This window comes from Fodinicola feengrottensis (genome assembly GCF_010993775.1).
GTDB lineage: Bacteria > Actinomycetota > Actinomycetes > Mycobacteriales > HKI-0501 > Fodinicola > Fodinicola feengrottensis.
In genome coordinates this window covers 96837-123489 of the sequence record NZ_WOTO01000016.1, presented here as the reverse complement: position 1 = coordinate 123489, position 26653 = coordinate 96837, and the positions used below count along the sequence as shown (strand labels likewise).

The 26653-nt window shown below is 64.8% G+C and carries 26 protein-coding genes and 3 pseudogenes; 14 read left to right on the top strand and 15 right to left on the bottom strand.

Going from position 1 to position 26653, the window contains the following annotated elements:
• Positions 1–38 precede the first annotated feature (38 nt).
• Positions 39–626, top strand: a complete 588-nt coding sequence (locus tag GNX96_RS17090; RefSeq protein WP_279580590.1) for a GGDEF domain-containing protein — start codon at positions 39–41, stop codon at positions 624–626.
• Positions 627–1175: 549 nt separating this feature from the next.
• Here GNX96_RS17090 and GNX96_RS17085 read toward each other — a convergent pair.
• The 3 genes from GNX96_RS17085 to GNX96_RS17075 all read right to left on the bottom strand — a co-directional run bounded on the left by GNX96_RS17085 (position 1176) and on the right by GNX96_RS17075 (position 5037).
• Complete coding sequence (locus GNX96_RS17085; RefSeq protein WP_163568861.1) at positions 1176–1496, bottom strand: hypothetical protein; 321 nt, start codon at positions 1494–1496, stop codon at positions 1176–1178.
• A 309-nt stretch (positions 1497–1805) separates the two neighbouring features.
• Positions 1806–2366: an RNA polymerase sigma factor gene (locus tag GNX96_RS17080; protein WP_163568860.1), complete on the bottom strand. Its 561-nt coding sequence runs from the start codon at positions 2364–2366 to the stop codon at positions 1806–1808.
• A 2020-nt stretch (positions 2367–4386) separates the two neighbouring features.
• Positions 4387–5037, bottom strand: a complete 651-nt coding sequence (locus GNX96_RS17075; protein ID WP_163568859.1) for a hypothetical protein — start codon at positions 5035–5037, stop codon at positions 4387–4389.
• A gap of 72 nt (positions 5038–5109) precedes the next feature.
• On the opposite strand from GNX96_RS17075, the pseudogene GNX96_RS63795 reads away from it, so the two are divergent.
• The 3 genes and pseudogenes from GNX96_RS63795 to GNX96_RS17060 form a co-directional block, all read left to right on the top strand.
• Positions 5110–6021 (top strand): annotated as a pseudogene (locus GNX96_RS63795) (AfsR/SARP family transcriptional regulator); the annotation flags it as partial.
• 43 nt (positions 6022–6064) lie between these two features.
• Positions 6065–8083 (top strand): ATP-binding protein, encoded by a 2019-nt coding sequence (locus GNX96_RS17065; RefSeq protein WP_279580589.1) that lies wholly within the window; start codon positions 6065–6067, stop codon positions 8081–8083.
• A 215-nt stretch (positions 8084–8298) separates the two neighbouring features.
• Positions 8299–10050: an SIR2 family protein gene (locus GNX96_RS17060; RefSeq protein WP_163568856.1), complete on the top strand. Its 1752-nt coding sequence runs from the start codon at positions 8299–8301 to the stop codon at positions 10048–10050.
• A 448-nt stretch (positions 10051–10498) separates the two neighbouring features.
• On the opposite strand, the gene GNX96_RS17055 is transcribed toward GNX96_RS17060, so the two are convergent.
• The 4 genes from GNX96_RS17055 to GNX96_RS17040 all read right to left on the bottom strand — a co-directional run bounded on the left by GNX96_RS17055 (position 10499) and on the right by GNX96_RS17040 (position 12572).
• The gene (locus GNX96_RS17055) at positions 10499–10639 is read right to left on the bottom strand and encodes an MmyB family transcriptional regulator (protein WP_163568855.1); all 141 of its coding nucleotides are present in this window, start codon (positions 10637–10639) and stop codon (positions 10499–10501) included.
• Between the two features lie 310 nt (positions 10640–10949).
• Entirely contained in the window at positions 10950–11867 is a 918-nt protein-coding gene (locus tag GNX96_RS17050) for a helix-turn-helix domain-containing protein (RefSeq protein ID WP_279580588.1), read from the bottom strand.
• A complete protein-coding gene (locus GNX96_RS17045) occupies positions 11848–12369 on the bottom strand; it encodes a DUF6879 family protein (RefSeq protein ID WP_163568853.1) in 522 nt (173 codons plus the stop codon). The genes GNX96_RS17050 and GNX96_RS17045 overlap by 20 nt, the downstream gene beginning before the upstream one ends.
• Entirely contained in the window at positions 12366–12572 is a 207-nt protein-coding gene (locus GNX96_RS17040) for a hypothetical protein (RefSeq protein WP_163568852.1), read from the bottom strand. Before GNX96_RS17040 ends, GNX96_RS17045 begins: the two co-directional genes overlap by 4 nt.
• Positions 12573–13046: 474 nt before the next feature.
• Between GNX96_RS17040 and GNX96_RS17035 the strand changes: the two genes are divergently transcribed.
• The 8 genes and pseudogenes from GNX96_RS17035 (at position 13047) to fxlM (ending at position 19742) form a co-directional block, all read left to right on the top strand.
• Complete coding sequence (locus GNX96_RS17035; protein WP_163568851.1) at positions 13047–13322, top strand: SAM-dependent methyltransferase; 276 nt, start codon at positions 13047–13049, stop codon at positions 13320–13322.
• A complete protein-coding gene (locus tag GNX96_RS17030; RefSeq protein ID WP_163568880.1) occupies positions 13240–13899 on the top strand; it encodes an SAM-dependent methyltransferase in 660 nt (219 codons plus the stop codon). Before GNX96_RS17035 ends, GNX96_RS17030 begins: the two co-directional genes overlap by 83 nt.
• Positions 13900–14024: 125 nt before the next feature.
• Positions 14025–14222, top strand: coding sequence for an FxLD family lanthipeptide (gene fxlA / locus GNX96_RS63790; RefSeq protein WP_390624033.1), 198 nt, complete (start codon positions 14025–14027; stop codon positions 14220–14222).
• Positions 14223–14246: 24 nt separating this feature from the next.
• Positions 14247–14687, top strand: a complete 441-nt coding sequence (locus tag GNX96_RS63785) for a lantibiotic dehydratase (protein WP_390624032.1) — start codon at positions 14247–14249, stop codon at positions 14685–14687.
• Positions 14590–17322: pseudogene (locus tag GNX96_RS17020) on the top strand (lantibiotic dehydratase); the annotation flags it as partial. The gene GNX96_RS63785 and the pseudogene GNX96_RS17020, both read left to right, overlap by 98 nt.
• Before the next feature lie 46 nt (positions 17323–17368).
• Positions 17369–18022: pseudogene (locus GNX96_RS63780) on the top strand (lanthionine synthetase LanC family protein); the annotation flags it as partial.
• On the top strand, positions 18019–18681 hold the full coding sequence (locus GNX96_RS63775; RefSeq protein WP_163568879.1) for a lanthionine synthetase LanC family protein: 663 nt from the start codon (positions 18019–18021) through the stop codon (positions 18679–18681). The pseudogene GNX96_RS63780 and the gene GNX96_RS63775, both read left to right, overlap by 4 nt.
• Positions 18678–19742: a methyltransferase, FxLD system gene (gene fxlM, locus GNX96_RS17005; protein ID WP_163568847.1), complete on the top strand. Its 1065-nt coding sequence runs from the start codon at positions 18678–18680 to the stop codon at positions 19740–19742. Before GNX96_RS63775 ends, fxlM begins: the two co-directional genes overlap by 4 nt.
• Positions 19743–20088: 346 nt before the next feature.
• Here fxlM and GNX96_RS17000 read toward each other — a convergent pair whose 3' ends face one another.
• The 7 genes from GNX96_RS17000 to GNX96_RS16985 form a co-directional block, all read right to left on the bottom strand.
• Positions 20089–20622, bottom strand: coding sequence for a hypothetical protein (locus GNX96_RS17000; RefSeq protein WP_163568846.1), 534 nt, complete (start codon positions 20620–20622; stop codon positions 20089–20091).
• A 104-nt stretch (positions 20623–20726) separates the two neighbouring features.
• Positions 20727–20939 (bottom strand): hypothetical protein, encoded by a 213-nt coding sequence (locus GNX96_RS16995; protein WP_163568845.1) that lies wholly within the window; start codon positions 20937–20939, stop codon positions 20727–20729.
• Positions 20936–21064: a hypothetical protein gene (locus GNX96_RS52470; protein ID WP_279580586.1), complete on the bottom strand. Its 129-nt coding sequence runs from the start codon at positions 21062–21064 to the stop codon at positions 20936–20938. The genes GNX96_RS16995 and GNX96_RS52470 overlap by 4 nt, the downstream gene beginning before the upstream one ends.
• Before the next feature lie 19 nt (positions 21065–21083).
• The gene (locus GNX96_RS52465; protein WP_279580585.1) at positions 21084–21293 is read right to left on the bottom strand and encodes a class I SAM-dependent methyltransferase; all 210 of its coding nucleotides are present in this window, start codon (positions 21291–21293) and stop codon (positions 21084–21086) included.
• 31 nt (positions 21294–21324) lie between these two features.
• Positions 21325–21882, bottom strand: coding sequence for a hypothetical protein (locus GNX96_RS52460; protein WP_279580584.1), 558 nt, complete (start codon positions 21880–21882; stop codon positions 21325–21327).
• Positions 21879–22487 carry an FAD-dependent monooxygenase gene (locus GNX96_RS52455; RefSeq protein ID WP_279580583.1) on the bottom strand — a complete coding sequence of 203 codons (609 nt, stop codon included), beginning with the start codon at positions 22485–22487 and terminating at the stop codon, positions 21879–21881. Before GNX96_RS52455 ends, GNX96_RS52460 begins: the two co-directional genes overlap by 4 nt.
• Before the next feature lie 25 nt (positions 22488–22512).
• The gene (locus GNX96_RS16985; protein ID WP_163568844.1) at positions 22513–23991 is read right to left on the bottom strand and encodes an MFS transporter; all 1479 of its coding nucleotides are present in this window, start codon (positions 23989–23991) and stop codon (positions 22513–22515) included.
• Between the two features lie 104 nt (positions 23992–24095).
• Between GNX96_RS16985 and GNX96_RS16980 the strand changes: the two genes are divergently transcribed.
• Positions 24096–24704, top strand: a complete 609-nt coding sequence (locus GNX96_RS16980; protein WP_163568843.1) for a TetR/AcrR family transcriptional regulator — start codon at positions 24096–24098, stop codon at positions 24702–24704.
• 341 nt (positions 24705–25045) lie between these two features.
• On the opposite strand, the gene GNX96_RS16975 is transcribed toward GNX96_RS16980, so the two are convergent.
• Positions 25046–25501 carry an ArsR/SmtB family transcription factor gene (locus tag GNX96_RS16975; protein WP_279580582.1) on the bottom strand — a complete coding sequence of 152 codons (456 nt, stop codon included), beginning with the start codon at positions 25499–25501 and terminating at the stop codon, positions 25046–25048.
• A gap of 50 nt (positions 25502–25551) precedes the next feature.
• Here GNX96_RS16975 and GNX96_RS16970 point away from each other — a divergent pair, with 50 nt between their 5' ends.
• The gene (locus tag GNX96_RS16970) at positions 25552–26634 is read left to right on the top strand and encodes a cation diffusion facilitator family transporter (protein ID WP_163568842.1); all 1083 of its coding nucleotides are present in this window, start codon (positions 25552–25554) and stop codon (positions 26632–26634) included.
• Positions 26635–26653 lie beyond the last annotated feature (19 nt).

Below are 26653 nucleotides of genomic sequence, written 5' to 3'. Positions count from 1 at the left end.
CCGCCGCCCTGCTCCTGGTCGCTCACCCCGCAGCTGCGGTGCTCGTCCTGCTGCCGGTGATCGTTTTGCACCGATGCGTCCTGATGCGTCAACTCACCGAGTTGGCCACTCACGACGGCAAAACCGGCCTGCTCAACGACACAGAATGGCGCACCCGCGCGACCACCGAAATCGCCCGCGCACAACGCCAGAGCCAACGCTTCGCCGTCCTGCTGATCGACCTCGACCACTTCAAAAAGGTCAACGACGCCCACGGCCACCTCGCCGGCGACGCCGTCCTGCATGCCGTCGCCGCCGCGATCAGCACCGAAACCCGCGCGTACGACACGATCGGCCGATTTGGCGGCGAGGAGTTCGTCGTCCTGCTACCGGGTATGCATACCGAGGCCGCCCACGCAGCCGCCGAGCGTATCCGCGCCGCCGTCGCCGAGCTCATCGTCACCACCAGCATCGACGGCTGCACTCACGTGATCACCGGGGTTACTGCCTCGATCGGCATCGCCACCTACCCGGACACGGCCGTAGCGATCGACCACATTCTTCACGCCGCGGACACGGCGATGTACCGTGCCAAAACCCAAGGTCGTAATCAAGTCGTTGCGTACTCTGTCGCCGCACCCAACTAAGTTAACTCTCCGTATTTTGTCGGTGGCTCGTGGCATAAAGGTGGTATGGACGGACATCACCTGGGGTCGAAACGCCACGCACGCTCGCCGTACGCACCTCAGCGGCGAACGCTCTGGGTCGAGCACGACGAGGATTGGGCGTTCATGTGCCGGGACCCACGTCCCCGGCTTGAGTGCCCAGAACCTGGCTGCGACATCCGGCTGACCGCTGTCAACGCTAGGAATAGGGCACGCCACCTCCGGTTTGTCACGACCTCAAAGTGTGATCACTGGATCCCCCGCGGCGGTGGCGGCCCGGAGTCTGCGCAGCATCGGTGGATGAAGACCAGGCTGGCCAAGATCGTCGAACACCTCGGATACGAAGCGACGCCTGAGCATCCGCCGACCCATGCCGACGTATTCGTCCACCAGGCACAGTTCTGTCTGGAGGTCCAGCTGCGCGAAACCTCGTTCACAAAGCGGACGGCCACCCGCGAGCGAGCCGATGCCAGGGTGTGCTGGTTGATTGGTGACGACGCCAAGCTCGACTCGCCCAAGCTTCGCGACGCACTATGGAATCAGCCGGCCGTCCGATTCCGCGTCGTCGACGACCGGCGACCGTACGCACCAGGTCCCACACCATGGCACCAACCGTTCGACCACGAACTCAACGATCACAGCCGCATCCAAGTGTTCGCCAACGTCGCCTTTCGAGCATCTGAGCGTCCCCGGCACATACCCGCGGATGCGGCAGGTTGGTTCGTCACCGCTTCGATGGACGTCGAGCACTTCCTCCGAGAAGTTCTCGACGGCAGCCGCCGCTACTATCAGCCCGGCGTTCTGGCCCGACGCGGCCTCTGGGCTCGGGTGAAAGACGTGCAAGCGCTCCACGGCATACAGGCCGACCGCACAGCAACCGAAACGACCATCGACGTACCTGCGGTGACCGAACCCACCGCACCAACGCCGTGGTCCGCGCCATCACAAATTCCCATTGCCACACCTGCGCCACGTCTCAGCCCAGAATCTCCACGGACCGCGCCGTGGACCGTCGCCCCGGCATCTCATCCGTGCAGGACAGAACCGCGGCTCGTGGTCACCCATGAACGCGATCGCCGGCCTTGGTGGAGACAACTGTTGCCGTGGCCTCGCCGATGACGTACCGGACTCATAAAAGGCGACCCAGTCGCGGCGCGCCTGCTACTCCCCCGATCTCGGCGCGGGCAACAGTTGCCGAAGGCGTACCTCGGCACGCCAGCGGCGGACAAACATCGTGGATTCCTTCATCCCCGCCTCACGGGCGCAAACCGCCATCGACACGCCGTCGACCCGCGTCCGTCTGATCAACTCAGCATCAGCCGGATTCAGAACAGACATCGCCGCCTGTAGCGACTGGCGCGCCCGCTGGGCACTGTGGTCCACATCGACGGAGTCGTCAATGCCGTCCTCGCCAAGATTCTCAACGACGACTTCCGCCGCGCGGTTGCGTCGCAGATAGCGGCGGCCAGCGTTGTAGGCGTCCGCCAGCAACCGCACGATCGGTTGCGGCTCCAGGTCGAGATCGCCAGTTTTCAACGAGGTCAGAAAGCCGGCTAATAGCTCAGCGTCGAGGTCTGCGCTGTCCAGGTGCGCCGCCTGCCGGGCAAGAGCATCGGCTCGACGCCGCAGGCCGGGTAGTGCGACACCGACGCATCCAAGCGTCCAACTCGTGTCGCCAGCACGGGCACGAGCGATGAGTTGGCGCCAGACCGCAGCCCACATGCGTCGATCCACCCAGACCACCATGAGGCCATCAGCTAACTCGTCCAACGGGATACGACGGGCCGGGAGGCAACCGCCAAATGCGGCGCCGTCAATCGAGAGCGGTTCAGGCCCCTCGAGCATGAGCCGAAAACTACGTTCAGCTACGTCCAACGGCGATGGGCTAAAGGCCGCCTCGTGGGCGGCGGAACGCCTCGCACGCGCCATTTTCGTGGTCCTCCTCGACAACTGCCGATCGCCGATTGCAACCGGTCGCCGTCGATGAAGACAGGGCCGAAACACAAAAATTGCACACTCATGGTTACGGCCGGGACGTTGAAGAGGTGTTCAACAACCCCCTGAATCGCTTAATAAATTGGATCGAATGGCGTAGGCGGTTCAGACGTTGACCTCGCTGTTCAACCAGGCCCGATCCGTCTCACTAACTCACCTCAGCCGTACAGATGCACAAAATCGAATATCACTGGTTGTGATGCCTTACGTCAATTGCCACGGCTGCACCGAACTTGCTATGTCCATACTTGGAGCAGCCAGTTCAATGCCGTGTTGATCGACCGTCCATCCGGGTGTTCGTTTGGCGGTACCGTCACCTGGCGTCCATCTACGTATTCTCCGATTTGAAACCCGCCATGAACATGCGACCGAACCTCCCCGCAGTCGCGCTTGACAGGGTGCGAAAGTGGGCAGACAGTCGTCGCGGACGGACGCTGGCGCCGACCGGCCTTCGCGGTCGAGGGAGACGTGTTCCAGGTTCTCTACTTGCGCAGGTATTCGCCTAAGATGCGACTGGCGTAGCCCAACCTTCAGCGTGGCTGCTGAGGATCTGACGCAGAATTCCTTCGCCGAACTCTCCGGGCGAGTTGACACACTGACCGCCCCTACGGCGTACGTGCGCAGCATTGTGACGAACCGCGCCACCGTCGACGGGTAACGGCCGGAGCGATTCGCGACTCGATGCCGCCGCCATTGACGCGTACGTGTCGACACATTTGCCTCACGAGGCATCCGGGCGCACGGATTCGCCGATGCGGCTCGATCATCTCGGCCCGCAGCAAGTAGCGAAGATTGATCTCGCCGACAGCGTCAGCCACGAGACTGAAGCTGACAACGGCCATCCATGCGCCGTTCGTCGTACGCACCCATGCGTGTTGCAGTCCGGGGACGCGGGGCCGCAACCGCAAGCCTCGCGACCGGGCAATCGCGGGGCGGGGCTCTGCTTGCCGCCGCCCAGTCCACTGGCGAATACCTGCTCTAACCGCACCCACACCTTGCGAGGTGGTTCATACGTACGCACGAGGTGCCGTCGAAGGTTGCCGAGGCCAGACACCATCTTCTCGTACATGTGTTCGATTACGCAGTCCACTGGAAGCGTCCGCGTACCTGCTCGTGCAGAGTTGCTGTTGACGCTCGACGACCCGTACGCCGTTAGCGTTGAACGCCCGTCCTGTCCCGCGCAGCGCGGGGCGCATCCATCAGCTTCGAGGTGGATCGCCAACGATCGTGACTGGCTGATCGGGATCAAGTTCGATCCGCTCCCCGGTATGTAGAACCAAGACCACACGCTGGCTCGTGGTCAGCAACTGGCGGCTGACGATCTCGGACCCACGGGCCAGGCGCATGCCCGGTTGGACACTGCCTGCGAGTACGACGCGCATGCCGGTCATGGTTGCAGGACGGTACGACAAGACTCCACCAGCGGCGCGCACGTTTCACGACGTGGCGTCAGATGCCCCTGAGCCTGGCAACGGAGCCTAGTTCCACGAGCCCGGCGAGATCACCGGCAAGCGAGTCGAAGCGAGATCGCAACCGGGACGGGTTGGTCGCCGGACGGCGTCGCCCCAAAGCAGATCAACAAAGTCCCCGCCGACCACGGGGAGAGTCGGCGGGGACCAAGTAATAATCTTGTCATTACGCGAGCACGCAGAGCAAGTCTCTTCGCGACACCACCGATCGGACATGCGTCCGATTCGGGTAATGGCGTCGTTGCTCAGTCGAGGTTCGTACCGCGCTCCAGGTTTGGCTAGAGGTAGGTGAGTGCGGCGTACGGATCGCCGCTGACGCAGACGAGCCCATTGGCAAGCTGAGCAAAGCCGTACGTTACGAAGGCTTCGTAGTAACCACTGGGATAATTGGCGTCGCTACTGTGTCCACCGGCCCACGAGTAGCGGAATGCAAGTCCGCCGGAGGCTGAGTACGAGTAGTCGTAGCCCCCGTTGTACCGGTCGATTTCCGCACGCCATTTGTACGAGACCGCCGGCGGCAGTGGTTTCCTGATGGTGAATCCAGTGGTCATCTTGACCGGGTGACCGTTCGACTTCTCATGCACGTAGATATTGGAACTGCCGCAAGGCCCGTTGACGGTAATGTCGGGCTCCATGCCAGTGGAGGTCCGGCGCATGGCAATACCGGTGGTATCGGGATGCAGCACGCGCGTGACACTGCTGGCCGGCACGGAGAAGCTGCTGCCGTCGGACAGCAAGACCGGCACCTCACCCGTCGCGTCTGCGGCGCCGACGACCTTTACCGCCGAGGCCAGGTGCATGGGTGCCGAGTTCACAAATGTGGAGTTAGCCGTCGCGAACTTCGAAGTTGGCACGGTCGTGGCCGACGCGCCTTGACAGGCGGCTACCGTCGCTCCCGCCGCAACCAACGCAATCAGCACCGTACGCACGCGTAGAGTCCTTCTGTTCATCGTCTTCCTCTGTTTTTTTGGAGTGCGGGTGGCCGATCGGCCACCTGGGACATGCGTTCAGCTCGACGGCGTCGGGCAGGTTTGCCTTTCCTTCCCGACACCCGGATCACCAAACTGCCGCCGGGATCGGCGGAAGTCCGGCAAACTGGCTCAGCTCACCGTCCTCTCGGTCACGTGAGCAGGATCGCTGCGGCCGATGGTTGGCGCGGTTGTGAAATCCTTGCGGTGCTGGTTACACGGCGATGGCAGGGGCGGACAATGAAGTTTCGGCTGCTGGGACCGGTCGAAATCTGGACTGCTGGACGCCGGGTGGACGCCGGGCAGCCGCGGCAGCGCACCGTCCTGGCCGCTCTACTGGTCGACGCGGGCCGAGTTGTCTCCGCTGAGGTCCTGATTGACCGGGTGTGGGGTGAGGAACCTCCCCAGGAAGCACGTAACAGCCTGAATGCTCATCTCTCCCGGATTCGGCACATCTTGGCCGATGCGGGAAATGACTGCCGCCTGCTGCACCAGTCCGGCCGCGGATACCTGCTGGACGCCGCACCCGCCGCGATCGACGCACTGCACATGCGACAACTCATAAGCCAGGCCCGCATGTCCGGGTCCGACTCTGAACGAATTGCCCTGCTGCGTGCGGCGGTGCAGCTGTGGCGAGGTGAACCGCTGGCCGGCCTGTCCGGTTCGTGGGTGACCAGAACCCGCCTCGCGTTAGGTCAACAGTATGTCGACGCGATGGTCGCGTGGGGGTTGGTCGAGGTGCGGATCGGTGACCCGACCGCGGCTGTCGGTCCGCTGACTGAGCTGGCGGGCGAGTTTCCGTTAGCAGAGTCGGTGTCCGGCGCGCTGATTCAAGCGCTCGCGGCCACCGGTCGGACTGGTGACGCTCTGAATCTCTATACGACCGTACGGCAGCGGCTGGTCGACGAACTGGGCACCGACCCCGGTGCCGAACTGCAAGCGGCACACCAGCAAGTGTGTGCGTGGCCACCTCGGATCAGCGCCGCCCGTGCCGTTGCCACGGATCACCGCATCGACTGGACCGCATCAGTTGCCGCCGACGGTTCCGCAGTTCGCCGGCCGAGCAGCCGAACTGGCCGCGCTGACCAACCAGGCGCACGCCAATGGCACCGTGCTCATCACCGCGATCGGCGGCACCGCGGGGGTAGGCAAGACCGCGTTGGCGGTGCATGGCGCCCACCAGATCGCCGACCGATTCCCAGACGGTCATCTGTACGTGAACCTGCGTGGATTCGACCCGGCCGGACCGCTCGATCCGGCCGACGCTATCCGTGCCTTCCTGGAGGCGCTCGGCGTTGCCTCGCAACGGATTCCGCTTGGCCTGGATGAACGGGCGGCCCGATATCGCAGCGAAGTGTCCGGTCGGCGGCTGCTGATCCTGCTGGACAACGCGCGCGACACCGCGCAGGTCCGGCCGCTCCTGCCGGGCACGCCGTCCTGCCTCGTCCTGGTGACCAGCCGCAACCAACTCACCGGCTTGGTCGCGGTGGACGGTGCGCGACCGGTGTCCCTCGATCTGCTGTCCGAAACGGATGCCGTACGGCTATTGATAAACCGCCTCGGCCAACATCGCGTCCAGACCGAGCCGGCGGCTGTCGCGGACATCATCACCCGCTGCGCACGCCTACCGCTCGCGCTGGCCGTGGTCGCTGCTCGGGCCGCACTGCAGCCGCACCTGCCACTGCATGTCCTGGCCTCTGAATTGGCCGACCACCGCCTCGACCTGTTGGCTGGCGATGACCCGAACTCGGATCTACGCGCGGTCTTCTCCTGGTCCTACCGGGCGTTGACACCACCGACGGCCAGACTGTTCCGGTTGCTCGGTCACCACCCCGGCCCGGACATCACGGTTCCCGCGGCCGCCAGTCTCGCCGGCGTGTCGCCTACGGCCGTACACCAGTCACTCACAGAACTGAGCCACGCCAACCTCATCGTCGAGCATCGCCGCGGACGGTATGCCTTCCACGATCTGCTCCGCGCTTACGCCGCAGAACTAAGGGACGACGAAGATCCGCAGGCCACGCGCCGAATGCTCGATTATTACCTGCACGCCGCGTATGGCGCCGACCGCGTGCTCCATCCCACCCGGGATTCGATCACATTGGACCCACCGCGATCGGACACGATCAAAGAGGATTTCGCCGATCCGGACCAGGCTTTGGCGTGGTTTACCGCAGAACACGATGTGCTACTCGCAGCCGTCGAGCACTCCGCCGCGACCGGATACGACGCGCATACCTGGCAACTGGCCTGGGCCTTGCTCAGCTACTTGGACCGGCGCGGCCTTTGGAACGACTGGGTCACCACCAGCCGCACTGCCGTCACCGCAGCGGACCGCCTCGGCAACCCGGCCGTACAGGCCCGCACTCACCGCAACCTCGCGGCCGCGTACACCGAACTAGCCCTCTATCCGCAGGCTCACACGGAGCTCCAACAGGCGCTCGCCCTCTATGAGAAAACAGGCGACCTGGCCGGCCAAGCCCGCACGCACTACACGCTCGCCTTCGTGTGGGGGCGACAAAACGACCAAACTCGAGCCCTCGATCATGCCGAACAGTCACTCCTGCTGCACCAGGCGACCGGTCATCTGGTCGGTCAAGCCGACGCCGTCAACGCGGTCGGCTGGCACCATGCCCAACTCGGCGACCACGACCAGGCTCGCGACAGGTGCCAACAGGCACTGGCCCTGCACGAACGGCTCGGCAACCGCGATGGCCAAGCACACACCTGGGACAGTCTCGGCTACATCCACCACCACCTCGGCAACCAGACCGCGGCCATCAACAGCTACCAGCGGGCCGTCGCCATGTTCCGTGAACTTGGCGACCGACATGGCATGGCAGCCACCCTGACCCACCTCGCCGACGACATCCAGCACGGCGCCGGCGACGACCAGAACGCGCTCACCGCCTACCAGAAGGCCCTAACCATCTTCGTCGAACTCAACCACCCCGATGCCGACCAGATCCGCACCACACTCGCCACCATCGCGCGAGCCGAGCAATGACGCATCACCCCCGAGGTACCTGCCGCAGTTCTGGCCCGCATGCTCGGCATCCACATCAGAGTCACCGTCGCCTGGCAACAGGCGGCCTCCGGTGACAACCGCTTCGGACACCATCTATTGAACTTGGCCTAAAGCCTTATCTGGGGGGGGTGGTTCACATCGAACCGTATGTGACCTTGGGATTTGCGTTACGCAGTAGTCCTGGTGCGTACGCGGTGCTGCTTGGCGCCGGAGTATCGATTGCCGCAGATGTGCCATCGGCGTGGGCAGTACAGGAGGATCTGATCCTCAAAGTGGCACAGACCGAGGGAGCTACGCCAACAGATCCTTTCGACTGGTACCGCGATCGATTTGGCAAGCTGTCAACGTACGACGATCTCCTGGACACACTCACACGTACGCCCTTGGAACGTCAGGCGCTCCTACGCGGCTATTTCGAACCGACCGAGGACGAACGCGAGCAGGGCAGCAAGCTCCCGACCGCCGCCCATGCAGCCGTTGCCAGGCTTGTCACAAGTGGTTTAGTCCGAGTCATTATCACGATCAACTTCGATCGGCTGACCGAAGCCGCGCTGCGCGAAGAAGGCATCGAACCCACTGTTGTCACCGCACCCGCCGACATCGCTGGCCTAGCCCCTCTCCACACCCTCCGGTGTCTGGTAGTTCACCTACACGGTGACTACCTCAGTCCGGCAAGCATGCTCAACACGGCCGAGGAACTCAGCACCTACCCTCCGCAGTTGAACGGTCTGCTCGATCGAATCTTCGACGAGTACGGCTTGATCATCTCCGGCTGGTCTGCAACCTGGGACACTGCGCTACGCGAAGCTCTGGCACGCTGCACAACCCGCAGGTTCGGCACCTACTGGGCCGACCCCTTCCCCCTCGGAGAGACGGCAAACGATCTTCGCCTCCAGAGAAGCGGTGTCTACATTCACGCCGATGCGGACACATTTTTCGGCAAACTAGCCGACACGACAGATGCATTAGCCGACACCGAACGCCAACATCCCGCAACTACGGCGATTGCCGTAGCAACAGCAAAACGCTCGCTATCCGGAGCCCGAGTCGCTGTGCCCTTACACGACTTCATCCGCACCGAATTCGAACGCGTACGCACCTTGGCGCCTTTGATTCCGGAGCGCTGGGACGCCCCCAACGTCCAGTACGAACATGAGCACAGACTCGCCCAACTGGAGACAGGCATCGAGGTCCTGCTCGCACTCGTCGCAACTACTGTCTACTGGGGAAATGCAGACACAGACCGGTGGTGGTTTGCTGATATCGAACGACTAGCGCGTCCCGTCTCCCAAAGCGGCTCGACGTCCCTCCTACATCTCGTACGCGCACCAGCAACCATGATGCTGTACGCAGCAGGTGTGGCGGCGACAGCCGCCGAACGATGGCCTCTCGTAGTCCGCTTGCTCCGCGAACCGACGACTGTCGACCCGCGCACAGGAAAGCTCCGCAAGGTCGGCCATATCCTCGGTCCACAGGAAACTATGTCCCACGCGACTGCGTCGAGACGGCTCCACAACTCACTGCTGCCAATCTTCACCAGCCATCTCGCGCTGGGGACAACCGCCTACGCCGACCACTGGGAACGATTCGAATATCTGCGGCTCGTCTCCAAAACAGACGAAGCGGTCCAAGATAACCTCAGCATTGGCTCCGACGTACCACACATTCGGTCCACCGGACGACTCGACGAGTACACACCCATACCCTCGGCCTGGCTAACGCAAGAGCTCGCAGAACAAGGCGATAAATTGCATCTACTCGAGGCAGGACTCTTCGACGGCCACGCCCAGCGGCTAACCGCTGCCCAAACGGAATACGACAATCAATACGCGACATGGGCCAAAAACGCTGCATACTCGGCAATACCGGCCGTCAGCGCCGGCATGCTCCCCAGCAGCGACCACTGGTACCCCGACGAATACGGGCGCTGGGCAACCACTCAGTGAACCAATCATTGCTCGTGGCTGAGGGAATCTCGCGCAACCCCAGTCTTTATGACGTGGCCAGGACGGAGCACGAGCCAGGACGAACCAAATGACAACGCGCGCGCAGGTGGGATCCTGGGTCAAGAAGTACCTACACGAGTGGGAGACAGCAGCGCCGGCGTACCCCTTGAGGCGCTGTTTGGCGAAGACGCGGAGTATCACGAATGGCCGTACGAGGTTCGCGGGTCGGCCGTTCGGAGATTGTCGAGGGCTGGCTCAGCAGACAACAGTGACAGGAGGGGTGTTGGAGTTTTTACTGGAAGATTCTAATGATTACTGGCGACACGGCGGTCCGTGGCACCAAAGTTTTACAAAAAGCTTGGCACTTTTGAGAATCTCTGAACAATGACCTTCGACGACAGCAGCTGCGTCATGTTTCGCATGTGGAACAACCAAATCTGAGTCAGCGTCAGATCAGCGACAACGGTGCTGTGGCGCTTTTGCTGCCCGGCTCCAGAGTGCCGACCAGGAGCTGCTGGCCGGGTGCGTCGTGGACATCGAAGGTCTGATAGGTCAGCTCGATCCGGCAGGCTTCCGGGTGGACGAACACGTTGAACGCGTGTCACGCTGCCAACGCTCTGCTCCTCTCAGAGCGTACGAAAGTCGGCCAAGACTATTGGTTTCATCTCCCGATGTGCTCGCGGTGATTCTCCTGCTTCAGCCGCCACCGATCTATTTCTTGAGCGCGGGCGGCAGTCCTGCCGTCGACCGATCCTACTGACCAACGGTGCCGGTGTCAGTTGGTGCAGGTCCACGTTTCGACGACGCGGACGAGACACTAGACACCACCCGCCTGTCGTTTGACGTGATTGTTGTGGAACTGCGCCAAATATGGCTCACATGCGCATTCACCGTTTGATTCAGAAAGGGTCACTGCCGAGTTGGACGGTGAGGGTGGTGATGGCTTTGGTGAGCAGTGATCGAGCATTGCTGCGGTAGCTGGCATTGGTGCGCAGGCCGTCGAAGAGACGGGCGTAGAGCTGGATTTTCGGTTTTTTAGTGACTTCTAGGGTGGCGGTGGGTGTTTCCAGGGCGGCGAGTGTGTCGTTGAAGATCCAGAATCCGATGGAGGGAACCGGTACCGGGCCGCGGGCAGCGTCGGTCGGGATGATGCCCAGGGATACGGTGGGAAAGTCCATGACGGTCAGTAGCCGGTCCAGTTGCCCGATCTGGGTGCTGATGGAGCCGAACCGTTTGTAGAGGGCGTGTTCGTCCAGGACGATCTCGAAGCGTTTGCGTTGGTCGTACAGTATTTTCTGGCGTTCCAGGCGGATGGTGACGGCTTCGTCTAGGTCGTTGGGGGTGTCCAGGAAGTCGATCCAGGATGACAGCATCGCGGCGGCGTAGTCGGCGGTCTGGAACAAGCCTGGGATGACGTTTTGTTCGTAGACGCGGAATCTGCGGGTGGTCGCGTACCGCTGGTTGGTGTGCGCGCCGAGCACCCGTTTCATGCCGGCTTTGGCTTGTTGTTTGAGTTCCAGGTACGCCGTGCTGATCCGTCGGACTTCAGTGCGCAGGCTCTCGACCTGGTCCAGGGCGCCACAGGCGGTGCACCAGGTCACCAAGTCCTGGTCGGTGGGTTCCTGGACGCCGTTTTCGAGTTTGCTGACCCGGGTCGAGTCCTGCGCGGTGGCCTCGCCGAGTTGCCGACCGGTCAGCCCGGCGGCTTTGCGGAGTTGCCGCAGCCGCGCGCCGAGCTGGCGTCGGTCGTGCTGTACGGAACTCGACGGGCTGTTCGACCGGCTGGCCGGGGAAGTTTTAGGTGGGTTGGTAGTCACGGTGGGGGGTGGCGAGTCTCCAGGCGGCATCGAACGCGGTGCGGCACAGCTTGATGTCGGCGGGTTCGCGGGAGGCGAGCCTGTCGACGGCTAGGCCGTTGCCAGCGTAGATAAGGAACACCACGAGGGTGTCGTCGAACAAGTAGAAGTCGTTGCCCGGTACCGCGATGCTGGACGCCAAGCGGCGGGGCACCCATCGGATATCTTCGCCGGCGGCGACCATCGGGTACGCGATGCTGTGCGACCAGCGCTGGTAATCGCTCAATGGTTCGCACACGACCCTGGCTCGCCGTACCGTCCTACCCGCTGCGACATGGCCGCGGACGGTGTCGCACCAGCCGTCCAGCCACGCCAGATCATCTGGCTCGCCCGCGGCCCATTGGCCCATGTGCGGGAGTTCGACTTCGGTGCCGTACGCCTCGCGCATTTCCAGGTGCACTGAGCTGCGCTCGAATGCCGTCAGCAGGTTTTCGAAGTCGGTCGCGCTGATCGAGGTCGTCATGCGCCTGTCTGGGGGAAGAACTGGAGCATCCGGTCCGGGATTTCCACCGCGCTTTCACCCTCAGGGATGCCCATCTCCGCGAGCGCCTCCGGGTCAGTGATCACCCAGCCCTGCACCACCCAGGTGTCGCGGTCGGTCTTGTAGACGGTGGGCGATCCGGACGGGTTGGAGTTCGGATCCTTGCCCACGAACGTCAGCTTCATAGCAGCTCCCGAGTCTCAGAGTTGCGGATAGTTGCGGCAAGACTGATTGTTACCGATCAGATCCAGGCAGTCAAGATCAACGCCAGTCTGCCAAATTTTTCGCGTATGTAGCCGTCTGGTCGCGGCTGATACGGCCTTTTATTAACGGGTCGCAACTCTCGCAACCCCGCACAGGGCAGCTCGATCGTGCCGTACATTCGCGTCGCTGAATCAGTGAGCACTATCGCCTGCGCGCTAAGGGAAGGCCAAGTGACTGTGACATCACCGCCCGACGTGGCAGAACTGGCCGCGGCCCATCAAGCGAGTGGTGCGTTGCGGTCCCCCGGCCCAGCGCACCACTCCACTAACTGCCTGGAAGCTCATCCAGCTGCGTCACAGACAGGACGATCCTCTTGGGCGAGGCACCACCGGTGACTGCAGTGACGAGTCCGAGCCTTCCGCGATCGGCCGCCAACCTGGCGGCGCTGGGCAGCTGTGCTGCTGTCGGCGCCCAGTCATTTCCACGACACCGACACGGCAGCCGCCCGTGCGGCGAGGTTGGTCGATGCAGCACATGGCGGGAAGGACAACTTCGCCGACGACCAGGAAACCCTCGCGCAGCTCCTCGCGGTCGCGCCGGACTACTGCGAGGCCGTCGGCCAGGCGTACGCGTTCATCGCGCGGGTGACTGCTCATCTACTCGATCGCGGCCTCACACGTTTCATCGATTGCGGTCCACAATTTCCTCGACGTCACAACAACATTTCATGAGCGGGTCCTGCAGACTCGCCCATCCGACGCCGCCGTCCTATATGTGGCTTCCGACAGGGTTCTCGCTGCGCATATCGACGCCTTGATGCTGGACTCTGGCCAAGTCACGCACAGCAAGGCAGACCCGCTGTTGGCAACATCGATCGCCAACGACCCCGTGATTCAGGCATTCCTGGAACCACAGATCCCCGTCGCCGTCCTCTACCCGCACTCCCTGCACCACGCGCCCGATCCAGCGGCGGCCATCACCCACGGCCTGGATCAGCCAGCTCCCACCCGGGTCCTACCTCGCACTAACCCTCCCCCCCACCCCCCCGCCGAACCGTCGAAGCTGGCCGCCACCGCCGCGGGCCTGGAACAGGTTCTGACCCGACGCATCGGCCCTACGACATTCGGGACTATCGCCGACCTCAAAGACCTCTTCCGCGGCACCGAACTCGTCGACCCAGGACTGACCTCACCCGACAAATGGTGGCCGCCTGGCCCCACCGTCTCGCAGCGCGGCCCCACTCACGAGCTCATCGTTGCCGGGGTCGCCCGACTTCCATCCGACGATGACCAACAGACGAGTCCCTGACACATTCGAATTCTCTTCGCATTCCAGCCTTCCAGCGACGGGTCTGGAAACGAGCCGCAAGCCGATCAGCGCGTTGTCCGACCGGCGATGCGTCTTGATCTGGGCACAGCAGCCGAGCCCGGCTAATGGGATCACGTACGAAACCGATGGATTACCAAGAGAGGAACCGCCAAATGAGTGAAACCAGTACTGATATCAGCGACCTGTTTGCGCTCGATATCCAGGTGATCACCGATGCGCGTCCGGGCGAGATCGAGGCGCCTTGTAGCACCAACGACGGGTGCGCGGCGAGCTGTGCTTCCTCCTGCGCGAGCCGGGGATAAATCGGTGGGCGAAGCGGTCAGTCAATGTTCCGACCGGAGATGACCGACCGCTTCCCCTCTTTCTTTCTCCACACCTCACGTAAGAACGGAGCCTTGGGGCGGATGCGCGTTCCCGACGACAGCCGCCGGCTGTATCGGCACACAGGCGTCGCGTTGCTGCGCGCAGCGGTGTGGCCGACGACCCGGATCACCAGCGGATGGCCGGATCCCGCCGACCTCCCGGGCTGCCTAGCGTGGCTGGAAATGATCTGGTCGAACCCACAGTTCGCTGACGCAGTCGGACACGCCAGTCCGTCGTTGCGGGCACAAGCGATGGCACTCCTGACTGCCGACACCGCCGAAGGTCGGCCGGACAAGCAGGTGCGGCGTGCCACGGTGGCCAGCGCTCGGTACCTGCTGCGCGCGACCGGTCGCCCGACCCCTTTTTGGACTTTTCGCAGGTGTAGCCCCGGTCGTGATCGCTAGACCGACCCACGTGCGGTGGGGAACTGAGCATCGTCCCATCGCGCGGGCGGATAGCCAGTGGCTCGTGGAGATCATCGATCAGCTGCACGCGAACCTCGAAGTATTGGAGGAGCTTAAGGTCCAGTTCACCAACCTAGCTGTGCGCCGAGGCGATCGGCTGGACGTCCCGCAAGGGGCTGGCCGTGTCACGATCCGTGACACACCGCTTGTGCGCGCGGTCCGCGACTACGCCGCCTCGCCCATACTGTTCAGTGTCCTGGCCGACAAACTCACGGAAACCTTCGGCGGTGCCTACCGGCCACGAGTCGTTCGAGCCCTTGCCGAACTCGTACGTCAAGGTTTCGTCCTCAGCTCTCTACGCGCTCCGGGTACCACTGTCGACCCGCTCGCTCACTTGCTGCAGCAGTTGCGCATGGCGCCGATGCTCGACGACCTACGTGCGATCAACACCGCTCTGCGGCGCCACAATGACTCGACCTCGTCCGACAAGGTCGTACTAAGCCAACTGCGCTCGAATGCCGTCAGACAGCAACGGAACCTCTCGGACGCCGGACGCACACCGCTGGCGGTCGACATGGCCCTAGACTGCGCCGTTCAGATTCCCGACAGCATCGCCGACGAGGCCGCACACGCGGCGAGCGCGTTACTGCGGCTGACCCGATATCCGACCGGCCGGCCAGCGTGGCGGGACTACCATTCCGCGTTCTGTGACCGGTACGGCATCGGCGCGCTGGTCCCGCTCGTCGACGTCCTGGATCCGGGAGCGGGGCTGGGATATCCAGCCGGATACCCCGGCAGTGTGCTCGCCGTGCCAACCGAATCGGTGACTGCGCGAGATGGCCGGCTGTTGGCCCTGGCCTGGCAGGCAGCGGCCAAAGGCAACGGAGAGATCCTGCTGACCGACCACAACATCAATGAGATCGCTGGCGGCCAGCTCGATGGAGCGTACGCGCCACCGCATGTGGAGATCGCCGCCCGGATCCACGCCGCGAGCAAGGAGTCCGTGGATCGCGGCGACTATCTGCTGACGGTCGCGCCGGCTCGTGCTGGCGGTGTTCTGACCTCCCGGTTCACTCCCACCACAACCGGCGCCGGCTTGGACCAGGTATACCGGGACCTTCCCCTTGCCACCAAGGGAGCGTTGGCGGTGCAGATGTCGTTCCCACCGGCCTACTCCCACGCGGAGAACATCTGTCGCGTCCCGGCGTACCTTCCGCACCTCCTATCGCTCGGCGAGTTTCGAGCAGCCGCAGACGAACAGGAGTGCGTCCCTGTCGATGATCTGGCGCTAGTGGCGGCTAGAACCAAGTTGCACCTGGTCAGCATCGCCCGCCGTCAAGTCATCGAACCGCAGGTCCTCCACGCGCTGGACCTGGACAAGCAGCCACCGCCGTTGGCACGGTTCCTGGCGCACTTGACCCGCGGATTCGCCGCCGCGTTCACCGTCCTGGACTGGGGCCTACCAGCTGAGGCACTCCCCTATCTGCCGCGTGTGCGCTACCGCCGCGCCATCCTGGCTCCGGCCCGATGGCGGCTGACTCGCAACTGCCTACCACCCGCCTCCGCCAGCGATGACATGTGGCGAGCTGGACTGGACCAATGGCGCGGGCGGTGGCACTGGCCGGTCGTAGTCGACCTACGCGAGGACGACCGGACCATCAGGCTCACCTTGGACGAACCGCTGCACGCCGCGATCCTGCGCACCCACCTAGCCCGCAAAGACCACGCAGTACTCACCGAGCCACTCGCATCGAGCACCTACGCCTGGTTCGACAACCACGCCCACGACATCGCGTTCCCGCTCGTAACCACCCAAACGCCAGCTCCGTCACCGCTGGTCGGACCACTGCCGATCGTCAGGAACCGTCAGGCAGACTCACCTGCCGGACCCGACGCGCGGTGGCTGTACGCGAAGATCCACACCCATCCCGAACTGTTCAACGACCTCATTGCGCACCACCTCCCTGACCTACTAGCCGAGCTCACCGGACCTGCGTACGGCGATGCGGGCGCTGAACCGTCGTGGTGGTTCATCCGCTATCGCAGCGCCCACGAGACCGACCACCTCCGGCTGCGCCTGCGTGTACCGGAACCGAGCCAGTACGGCGCGTACGCCGCGGCCGTCGGGGCATGGAGCGCGCGACTGCTCGAGACCCAATGCGCCGGACGACTGGTATTGGACACCTACTACCCCGAAGTCGGCCGGTACGGTAGCGGGCCCGCGATGACCGCAGCCGAAACAGTGTTCGTCACGGACTCACGCGTGGCCGCCGCCACCCTCCGGCAAGCGCCTCCCACGACGATCGCACCGGCGGCAATGGTTGCGGTGAACATGGTCCATATCGCGACCGGGCTTCTCGGATTCACGGGGGGAATGACATGGCTGGCTACCCAACCCACACTCGCCACCCCGTCCAAGAAGCCCGGGGATCGTACGATCGCCACCCGCGCGATCGAACTCGTCCGAAGCAACAATCTTCCGGACTTGCCAATGAACGTCCTCGCAGCGTGGCGGGAACGAAACTGTGCCCTCAAGACCTACCGCGAGCATCTGACCACCGAAACCGATATCGATACGGTCCTGGAATCACTGCTACATATGCACCACAACCGGGCCGTCGGTGTCGATCCGGACAGCGAGAAAAAGCGTGCCGGAGGCTCGCCCGCCAGGCTGCGCGTGCATGGGCATCCTCACCGGCGAACACCACATGAATGGCCGCCCGACATCGCTGCCCCCTGCGAACCCCGATCCGGGCTGGAGCGCCGACCTCTACGCCGGCGCGCCCGGCATCGCACTGTTGCACATCGAACGCGCCCGTACCGGCGCCGCCGGGTGGGGCACCGTCCAGAAATGGGCCCGGGCCATGACTGCGCATCCGGTGACGGCGCACGCGGACGCGAGCGGACTCGACCGCGGCGCACCGGCCGTCGCCTTCGCGCTGCACGCAGCGGGCCACCACGCCTACAGCGGTGCACTCACCACTCTCGACCACCACATCGCCAACACGACGCGTACCCGTTTGCGCCGAGCCCACGCGCGCATCGAGGCCGGCCAACTCCCGGACGCAAGGGAATTTGACTTGATCCGCGGCCTCGCCGGCATCGGTGTCTTTCTCCTGCACCGCGAGCGAAACACGGACCATGGACAGCGCTACCTGTTACGCGAGGTCATCGCCTACCTGGTACGTCTGACTCAACCGGTCACCGTCGACGGCGACACTCTCCCCGGTTGGTGGTCGCACCAAGCGCCGCCTGATCGACCGCACGGTGACCCGCGCGGCGGGCACGCCGACCTTGGACTGGCCCACGGGATCACCGGTCCCCTCGCCCTATTGTCCCTGGCCTCTCGTCGCAAGATCACTGTGACTGGCCACGCCGACGCGCATCGATCGACCGCATCTGCCGATGGCTGGACCAATGGGCCCAAGGCACTGCTGCCGCGACGTGGTGGCCGGAGAGCGTTTCGCGATACGAGCACCATGAACAGACCCTCGCACGTCGAGCGCCCGGTCGGCCGTCCTGGTGCTATGGCACTCCCGGTATCGCCCGCGCACAACAACTCGCGGGTCTGGCCCGCGACGACTCCGACCGCGCGCGCCGCGCCGAACAGGCTCTCGCTGAATGCCTAGCGGACCACCACCAGCTCGCCCTCATCCGCGACGCGTCGCTGTGCCACGGCTGGGCTGGACTCCTTCACACCACCGCCCGCGTTGCCGCCAATGCAACCGACGATCGGCTGGCCAGCACGGCACTGCCCCAGCTGCGGTACCGCCTAAGTGAGCACCTGCGTCGCAGTGGCCTCCCAGGCCACGATGGGCTGCTCACCGCGCGCCGCCGGCGTGCGACTCGCTCAGTACGGCGACCAACAGGCGTCGCACTCATGGTGGGACGCCTGCCTCCTGCTCGACGACGACTCGGCCCTATAGAGCGCCACCGTCAGCCTTGGGGTCCGAAGCTCGCTAGCCTCCGAATGTCCTTGGAAGGGATCACATGAACGACACCGCCACCAGCTCACCGGAGACTCTGCGCGCCCGCATGGTCGACCACATCCAGCACGGCTTTTGGCCCGCCTGCGAGCGGGTCGCCGACGCGATGCGAACCGTTCCTCGACATCTGTTCGTCCCGGATGCGACGCTGGAGGAGGCGTACGACGACCAGAGCGTCATCACCAAACGCGACGCCACCGGTGCCGCGCTCAGCTGCGCCTCTACCCCCGCGATCGTGGCCATGATGCTCGACCAACTCGACATCCAACCTGGACAGCGAATCCTGGAGATCGGCGCCGGCACGGGCTACAACGCCGCACTCCTTGCTCACCTCACAGGACCCAACGGGTATGTCACCACCGTCGACATCGACCCCAACATCACCGGCGGCGCCCGCCGCGGCGGCTGGCAACAATGGCTACCAGCACGTCCACGTCGCCACCCGCGACGGCGCCCTCGGCGACACCGAACACATCCCATCCCATACGACCGGCTGATTGTCACGGTCGGAGCCTGGGACCTCCCTGCCCCTTGGTGGACCCAACTCGCACCCGGCGGCCGGCTCGTCGCGCCACTTCGATGGCGCGGACAAACCCAGAGCGTCGCGTTCACCTACGACGGTGCACAGATGATCTCGGACTCGATGGGGCTGTGCGGTTTCGTCCCGATGCTCGGCCAAGACGGCGAACACACCGGCTACGTCGACCCGGACGGCCATGTGTCCCTGTACTGGGACGAAGATCAGAACATCGATACAACCGGGCTGCTTGGGATCTGCACCCAGCCCAAAGCAGCCACGTGGTCAGGCGTCACTGTGCGCGGCGAAGAACCCTTCGACCGGATCTGGCTCCACCTCAGCGCCACCGAACCCGGCACCTGCCGCATCGCCGCTGACAAAACCGCCACCACTAGCGGACTCTGCACACCAGCCGTTGGCATCCGCAGCCCCGCCATAGCTGAAAACGCGTCGCTGGCCTACCTCACCACCCCGCCGGCTCCCGGACGCCGACGACGCACGCTTCGAACTCGGAGCGACCGGCCACGGCACTGTCGGAGCAGATCTCGCTGAGCGACTCTGCGCCCAGATCCGCAACTGGGACACTGACCGCACCACCCCTCCCACCATCACCGCGTACGCCAACAACACCAAGCCCGACCACATCAATCTCTTCACCATCCGGAAAACGGACTGCAGGCTCGTTATCAAATTTTGACCGGTAGCCTAGTTTTGGCCTGAAGAAGGAAATGTACTGCGTCGCGAACCTGCCCCGTCCAACTTCTATGCTTCCGCGATCCGTCCGGCACCGCCACTGTCAGCCTGAGCACCGCCGCTGACGTACGACATCCGCTATCGAAGAATCATCAGTACGAAATTTGCATTTACTCGCCCGTCCGTGAGGCTCATAAATGACCAATCACATAGCAGGGAAACTCAGGCTAGACCGCTTGCGTGGAGTTCGTAGATGGCGACCAGTTCGGCGGTGGTGTAGTCGGGGAAATGCAGTCGTTTGGGAATCGGGATGCGAGTCCGGGTTGTTGCTGTGGAGGAAGGTCTCCATATTGGGGGCGTAGCCGGCTCCGATGACGACGAGATCGGCGCGGTGCTCTTCCATCAGTCGCAGCAGGGTGGCGATGGCTTCGGGACCGAAGTCGTGGCTGGTGCGATCGCTCAGTGCGTACGCCTCATCAATTTTGCCGACCGCCGGAGTCCGGAACTGACCCTTGACCTGCTCGGATACGTAGCTTACATGTTCTCGAAGGGGCTTCACCTGCTGGCGCGGGGAGATCGATGCGAACGATGTTTGCGAGTTGGGCAAAGGGGGTCGGTTGTGCTGGTGAGCCTCTACGGCGAGCGACTGCCGGTCGGGGGTGGCGGATCGCCCATCGCCGACGACCACACCGGCGCTCCCGGCTGGTGTTCTCACCATCGGCAGCGTTGGGCTGGCCATGTCCAGCCTCAGGAGATGGCTGTGGCGGTGGCGGCGAGCCGGTCGTCACACAGGTTCGCCATTGACGCCCGCCATTCCTGGTGGCCATACGGAGTCGCGTGGCCCTAGACGCATGAGTCGTCGGCTTCGGTCTTGGTCTGATCGGCTTTACCCCGCAGGAGTTTCCGTGCCGCCAGTGCCGCCAGTGTGAGCGCGAGGTGTGCTGCCACGCCGATTCCGGCGATCACTAGGCCGGACCGGTAGCCGAGTCCGATGTGGACAGCGAGTCCGACGATGATCAGCAGGGTGACCAGAACGTGGACAAGGTGGCGGTTCATGCGTCCGCGCCCGGTTTCACGGCGCGCTTGTGGTGCAGGAACCCGCCGACCTGGCTGACCGAGACGGTCTCGAAACCGGTGGCGGCAAGCCCGGGAGCGATCTGTTCGTCCGGGTTGTCTCGCATCGCCTCGCCCGCGGCGCGATCACGTGCCGGTCCAGTCGCCCATGCGGCGGCCGGAGATCCGCCGGCAACACCAGTCCGCCCGATGTGAGCAGCCGCCGCATCTGGGCGAAGGCCGCGGCGCTGAATTCTCGGGGATGTGGTGAACCGCCAGGCTCGACAGCACCACGTTTAATGTGCCGTCCGCCGCGTCGAGCGGCTCGGCTTTGCCGCCATGGAAGGAACAGTTCATGCTGGTCCGGTGGCGGTGGTGAACGCGCCGGTCAGGCACGGAGTTGGTGGCGGATGAGCTGCCGGACAGGGGGGACACACGGTGGCACGCATCGAAAGGTCACGGGCGAGCAGACGGAGCCGGTTCGTGGGTGCATGCAGGCGCGCGTTGCGGCTGCCGCGTCGCTGGCTCGCTGTTGTCTCTGGTCGCAGCTTGGTCTCCCAGGTCCGCAGCGCGGTCGGGATGTCCTGCTGGTCGAGGGCGGTGGCGAGCTGGTCGGCGCCGGCCAGGGCCAGGGAGGCGCCGTAGCCGCGAACAGGCTGACACACCAGGCGGCGTCACCGAGCAGGACGACCCGATTGTCGGTCCAGCGGTCGATGACGAGTTGGCTGACGGTGTCGAAGTATGTAGTCGCGGACGTGGGCAGCTGTGTGAGCACGTCGGGGATGACGGTACGGAAGTCCTCGTACGGAGTGGCGAGTGCGGCGAAGGCGGTCTTGCCAAGTTCGCTTTGTGTGTCGTTGGTGGTGTAGTCGAAGAACGCCGCGCGATGGTCGGGGCCGAGGTTGGCGATGGTGGCTGTCCGGCCGACCGCCGTGAAGGTGCTCACGGTGCCGTCGGGTATGCCGTCGGGTGGCTCGTGGAGCGTGGTGGCGGCGAGAGCATGTGGCCTAGGTCGCGTCGAAATCCTTTCTCGGGGCCGAAAACCTGGCGCCGGGTGGCGGAGTGCAGTCCGTCCGCGGCGATCAGTAGGTCGGCGGTCAGCGTGCCGCCGCTGGCGAGCGTGACCTGTACGCCGGTGTCGTCCTGGGTGATCTCGTCCACCGTCTGGCCGAACTGGAGGTCGACATTGCCGGGAATCGCGTCGTACAGCACCGATTCGATGTCGCCGCGGAACAGGATCACGGCGTCTTGGCCGAGGACGGCGCGCATCGTGTCGCCGGGTACGCAGTAGCCGAACCTGCCGGCCGCATTGGCGTAGCGGAACTCGACCGGGTTCAGGGCGCGGGCCGATAGCGCCGCAAGCAGTCCCATCCGATCCGCGCTCTGATAGCCGAGCCCGGTCAGCGCGAGAAGATAACCGCCGCCGCGCCGTTCGGGTGCCTTTTCCGCGACGACGACTTCCCAGCCGATCTCGCTGAGTCTGCGGGCGGCCGCCAGGCCGGCGATGCCGGCGCCGACGATGACGGCTTTTCGTTGCGTGGTCTTGGACATTTGGTCATTCCTTCGGTCCGTGGTTTCAGGTGTCGATGCTGGATTTCTGCAATTCGGTCACGTCGATCCGTTCGCCACGCCCCTGTTCGCCGAACAACACCGCGCCCAGGACCGCGGCACCGAGCATCAGGGCACCGGTAATCGCGAAGCTCAACCCGAAGCCGTCGGTGAGGGCGACCGCGAGCGGACGTCCGGCGGCCAGCTCATTGGTCGTGCGCTGGGTGACGAGCCTGGCCAGCACTGCCAGTCCGAGGGCTCCGCCGAGCTGGAGGCTGACGTTCTGCAGCGCGGACACGACGCCGGCATGCTCGGCTGGCGCGTTGCCCAGGGCCGCGATGGTGGTGGGCACGATGACGATCGCCAGCCCGAAGCAGACCACGACCGACGGGACGATGACGTCCAGCAGGCTCCCGTTGGCTGATATGCCAGCGAACAGCACCATCCCGGCGGCGGCGATGAGTGAGCCGGCGACGACGGCGAGGCGAATGCCGATCCAGCGCACCAGGATTGGGCCGAACGCGGCGGCGACGATCAGGATCGCGGTCATCGGCAGGTAGTTGAGGCCGGTTTGCAGCGCGGAGTAGTGCAGGACCTGTTGCTGGTAGAGAGTGGCGAAGAAGAACAGCGCGAACATCGCCGCACCTCGCAGTGCCGATACGGCCGTTGCGCCGGCGACCCCCAGGCGCGCGCGCAGGAGCCCGACCGACACCAGCGGCTCGCTGGCGACTCTTGTCTCGTGGACGACAAAATACCCGAGCAGCAGCAGCGAAGCCGCCAGCAGCGCGAGAGTACGAGCCGATCCCCAGCCACCGCCATCGGTCTGCAACACCGCGTAGGACAGCAGCCCGACACCGGCGGTGGATGTCACCGCGCCGACGACGTCGAACCGGCGGTGCCGGCGGACCGGCCGGTCGCCCGGCACGTACGCGATGGTGGCCAGTGCCACGGCGACGCCGATCGGTACGTTCACGAAGAAGATCCACCGCCAGCCGGGCCCGTCCACCAGCAGGCCGCCCAGCAGCAGACCCAACGCGCTGCTGATGCCGTACGAAGAGGCCCAGGCCGCGAATGCGCGGTTGCGTGGCCGGCCGGCGGGAAAGATCACCCCGATCAGCGCCAGCGTCATCGGCGCTATCAGCGCGGCCGCCAACCCCTGGACGGCACGCGCGCCGATCAGCTCCCCCGGGTTTTGAACGACGCCGCTGACCAGCGAGGCGAGAGCGAAAAGCGCGACGCCGGCCAGGAGTACCCGGCGGCGGCCGTAGAGATCGCCGACCCGGCCCCCCAACAGCAGGAACCCGCCGAACATGACCATGTACGCGTTGACCACCCAGGGCAGCGCGCTCGCCGAGAATCCAAGATCAGCGCGGACCGCGGGAAGTGCCACGTTGACGATGGTGATGTCGATCCCGTCAAGTACCTGCGCCAGACACAGGATGACCAGGGCCATCGTGTGCCGCGCTGTCCAGCGGAACTCGCCGACGCCGTTCGCGTCCACTGTCACGGCCCAGTCTCCTCACACGGTGATGAACAGTTGTTCATAGTTAATCTATGAACAACTGTTCATTCTGGCAAGGCCCACATCCGGGAACGGCTAGGTGGGGAGTTATGTCGCCACGTGGAGTCGCGATCCCGGAGGTACGCGAACGGCTGTTCCTGGCGGCCGAGCGCGTCCTGGACCGGGACGGGCCGACGGCCCTGACCGGGCGGGCTGTGACCAGGCAGGCCGGGTACGCGGCGGGTCTGCTCTACAACCACTTCGAGACCTTCGACGACTTCCTCGCCGAGTTCGTTCTGGACCGGGCTCATCACCGCGGCGCGGACCTGGACGGACTCGCGGCTCGCACCGGCACGCGTACGGTCCGCCAGAACGTACGCGAGGCAGCCCTGTCACTGCTGGGTTCGAACATGCTCGCGCTCGGCGGCCTCGTACTGTCACGTCCGGCTCTGCTGGCGCGGCTCGGCACGATGATGGCGGGCGGCGCATTCGATCTGCGCGGCGGCGAGCGCGCCGTCGCCAACTATCTGGAGGCCGAAAAGCAGCGCGGTCGGGTGTCTGGCGACATCGACAGCGAGGCGATAGCGCTCGCCATCCTCGGCGCCGTGCATCAGGTGATCCTCACCTACGGGCCTGGCGCGACCGACCTGCGCGACCGCGCGGCACGTGTGGTGGACGCCGTTGTCGCCACCCTCGGCCCCGACACCGGCAATGGTTAGTCGTCGTCCGGTTAGTCGTCGTCCGGTTAGTCGTCGTCCGGTTAGTCGTCGTCCGGTTAGTCGTCGTCCGGTTAGTCGTCGTCCGGTTAGTCGTCGTCCGGTTAGTCGTCGTCCGGTTAGTCGTCGTCCGGTTAGTCGTCGTCCGGTTAGTCGTCGTCCGGTTAGTCGTCGTCCGGTTAGTCGTCGTCCGGTTAGTCGTCGTCCGGTGAGGCCGCGTCCGCGTCGCCACTTTCTGCGGGGCGATAGCCGGGGGCGATCACATTCATCCCGTCGTCCTGCCCAGCGCCGCCTGATGTTTAGGTCTCGACTCTCACCCTCCAGAATTGCCCGACACGGCCTACCTAGTCGTGGTCTGGTTCGCCGGTGAGTTGGTGGTCGGCGGCGTTGACGATCTCGGTGACCAGTCGTCGTACGTGTCCACCGCGCACGCTGTAGAGGGCGTGGCGGCCGTCCCGGCGTACCCGCACCAGGCCGGCGAGTCGTAGCTTCGCGAGGTGCTGGGAGACGGCCGGGCGGGCGGCGCCGGTCGCCGCGACCAGGGTGCTCACGTCCATCTCGGCGTCCCGCAGCAGCCAGATCAGCCGTAACCGGGTCGGATCACCGAGCATCCGCAACGCGGTCGCTGCCGCGTCAACGTGCGCGTCCGAGGGCAGGTCTTGCGGATGACTGCCGCCGGATTCCTGGGGTGCGTACATAAGCACAGATGATGGCTGCGGCCCTCCGGCCTTGTCCAACGCGGCGCCACCAGCTTGTTGTTGCCGCAAGCTGGTACCAACACCGTTGTCGCGTGCGTACATGAGCACGTATAGTGGCCGGGTTGCCACGTTCGCATGGATGGGAGCTCAGAATGTCGACGGCTGATCAGCATGAGCCGCTAGCCACGGACGAAGGCCACGGGCATGAGCACGGCCATGGGCACGCCCATGGCCACCAGGGTTCCGGTCGCTGGTGGCGGCGGATTGCTCACCTGCTGACCCCGCACTCACATGACTCGGCCGACAAGGTCGACACCGCGATGGAGTCCAGCCGGGAAGGCATGCGGGCCTTGTGGATCTCGCTGACCGTTCTGGCCGCGACGGCGGCTCTGCAGGCAGTAGTGGTCGTGTTCTCCGGCTCGGTGGCGCTGCTGGGTGACACGCTGCACAACGTCGCGGACGCGCTGACCGCGGTGCCGCTGGGTCTTGCCTTCCTGGTCGGCCGGCGGGCCGCGACCCGCCGCTACACGTACGGGTTTGGGCGGGCTGAGGATCTGGCCGGGATCGTCATCGTGGTGTTCATCGCCGCGTCCTCGGCGCTGGCCGGGTACGAGGCGGTCCAGCGGCTGATCAATCCAGCTCCGGTCAGCCACCTGTGGGCGGTCGCCGCTGCCGGCCTGGTCGGGTTCGTCGGCAACGAGCTGGTCGCGCGTTACCGGATCCAGGTCGGACGCAAGATCGGGTCGGCCGCGTTGGTGGCCGACGGGCTGCACGCGCGTACCGACGGATTCACCTCGCTCGCCGTTCTGGTGGGTGCCGGTGGCGTCGCGATCGGCTGGCAGTGGGCCGACCCGGTGGTCGGCCTGTTCATCACGGTGGCGATCCTGTTCGTCCTGAAGGACGCGGCCAGGGAGATCTACCGGCGACTGATGGACGCCGTCGACCCCGAGCTGGTCGAGCGGGCCGAGCAGACCCTGCGCGCGGTCCCGCACATCATGGATGTCGGTGTCCTGCGGCTGCGGTGGATCGGACACCGCCTGCACGCCGAGACGAACCTGACCGTGGAACCCGACATGTCGCTGACGGGCGCGCACAGCATCGCGGTGGACGCCGAACACCAGCTGCTGCACGCGATCCCTCGACTGGGAGGGGTGACGGTGCACATCGATCCCGCGCCGGTGCACGGCGACCAACATGACGCGCTCAGCCACCACCGCCAGCCGTCCGCCGGGTGAGCCCGCCAGGCCCCGGGTG

Coding starts and splice junctions, on each gene's coding strand:
- GNX96_RS52455 (WP_279580583.1), bottom strand. CDS start 22,487: ATGTCCAAGACCACGCAACGAAAAGCCGTCATCGTCGGCGCCGGCATC.
- GNX96_RS17040 (WP_163568852.1), bottom strand. CDS start 12,572: ATGAAGCTGACGTTCGTGGGCAAGGATCCGAACTCCAACCCGTCCGGA.
- GNX96_RS16995 (WP_163568845.1), bottom strand. CDS start 20,939: ATGAACCGCCACCTTGTCCACGTTCTGGTCACCCTGCTGATCATCGTC.
- fxlM (WP_163568847.1), top strand. CDS start 18,678: ATGAACGACACCGCCACCAGCTCACCGGAGACTCTGCGCGCCCGCATG.
- GNX96_RS52470 (WP_279580586.1), bottom strand. CDS start 21,064: ATGCGAGACAACCCGGACGAACAGATCGCTCCCGGGCTTGCCGCCACC.
- GNX96_RS63785 (WP_390624032.1), top strand. CDS start 14,247: ATGTTCCGACCGGAGATGACCGACCGCTTCCCCTCTTTCTTTCTCCAC.
- GNX96_RS16980 (WP_163568843.1), top strand. CDS start 24,096: ATGTCGCCACGTGGAGTCGCGATCCCGGAGGTACGCGAACGGCTGTTC.
- GNX96_RS16975 (WP_279580582.1), bottom strand. CDS start 25,501: ATGTACGCACGCGACAACGGTGTTGGTACCAGCTTGCGGCAACAACAA.
- GNX96_RS17045 (WP_163568853.1), bottom strand. CDS start 12,369: ATGACGACCTCGATCAGCGCGACCGACTTCGAAAACCTGCTGACGGCA.
- GNX96_RS16970 (WP_163568842.1), top strand. CDS start 25,552: ATGTCGACGGCTGATCAGCATGAGCCGCTAGCCACGGACGAAGGCCAC.
- GNX96_RS52465 (WP_279580585.1), bottom strand. CDS start 21,293: ATGAACTGTTCCTTCCATGGCGGCAAAGCCGAGCCGCTCGACGCGGCG.
- fxlA (WP_390624033.1), top strand. CDS start 14,025: ATGGGATCACGTACGAAACCGATGGATTACCAAGAGAGGAACCGCCAA.
- GNX96_RS17000 (WP_163568846.1), bottom strand. CDS start 20,622: ATGGCCAGCCCAACGCTGCCGATGGTGAGAACACCAGCCGGGAGCGCC.
- GNX96_RS17080 (WP_163568860.1), bottom strand. CDS start 2,366: ATGTGGGCTGCGGTCTGGCGCCAACTCATCGCTCGTGCCCGTGCTGGC.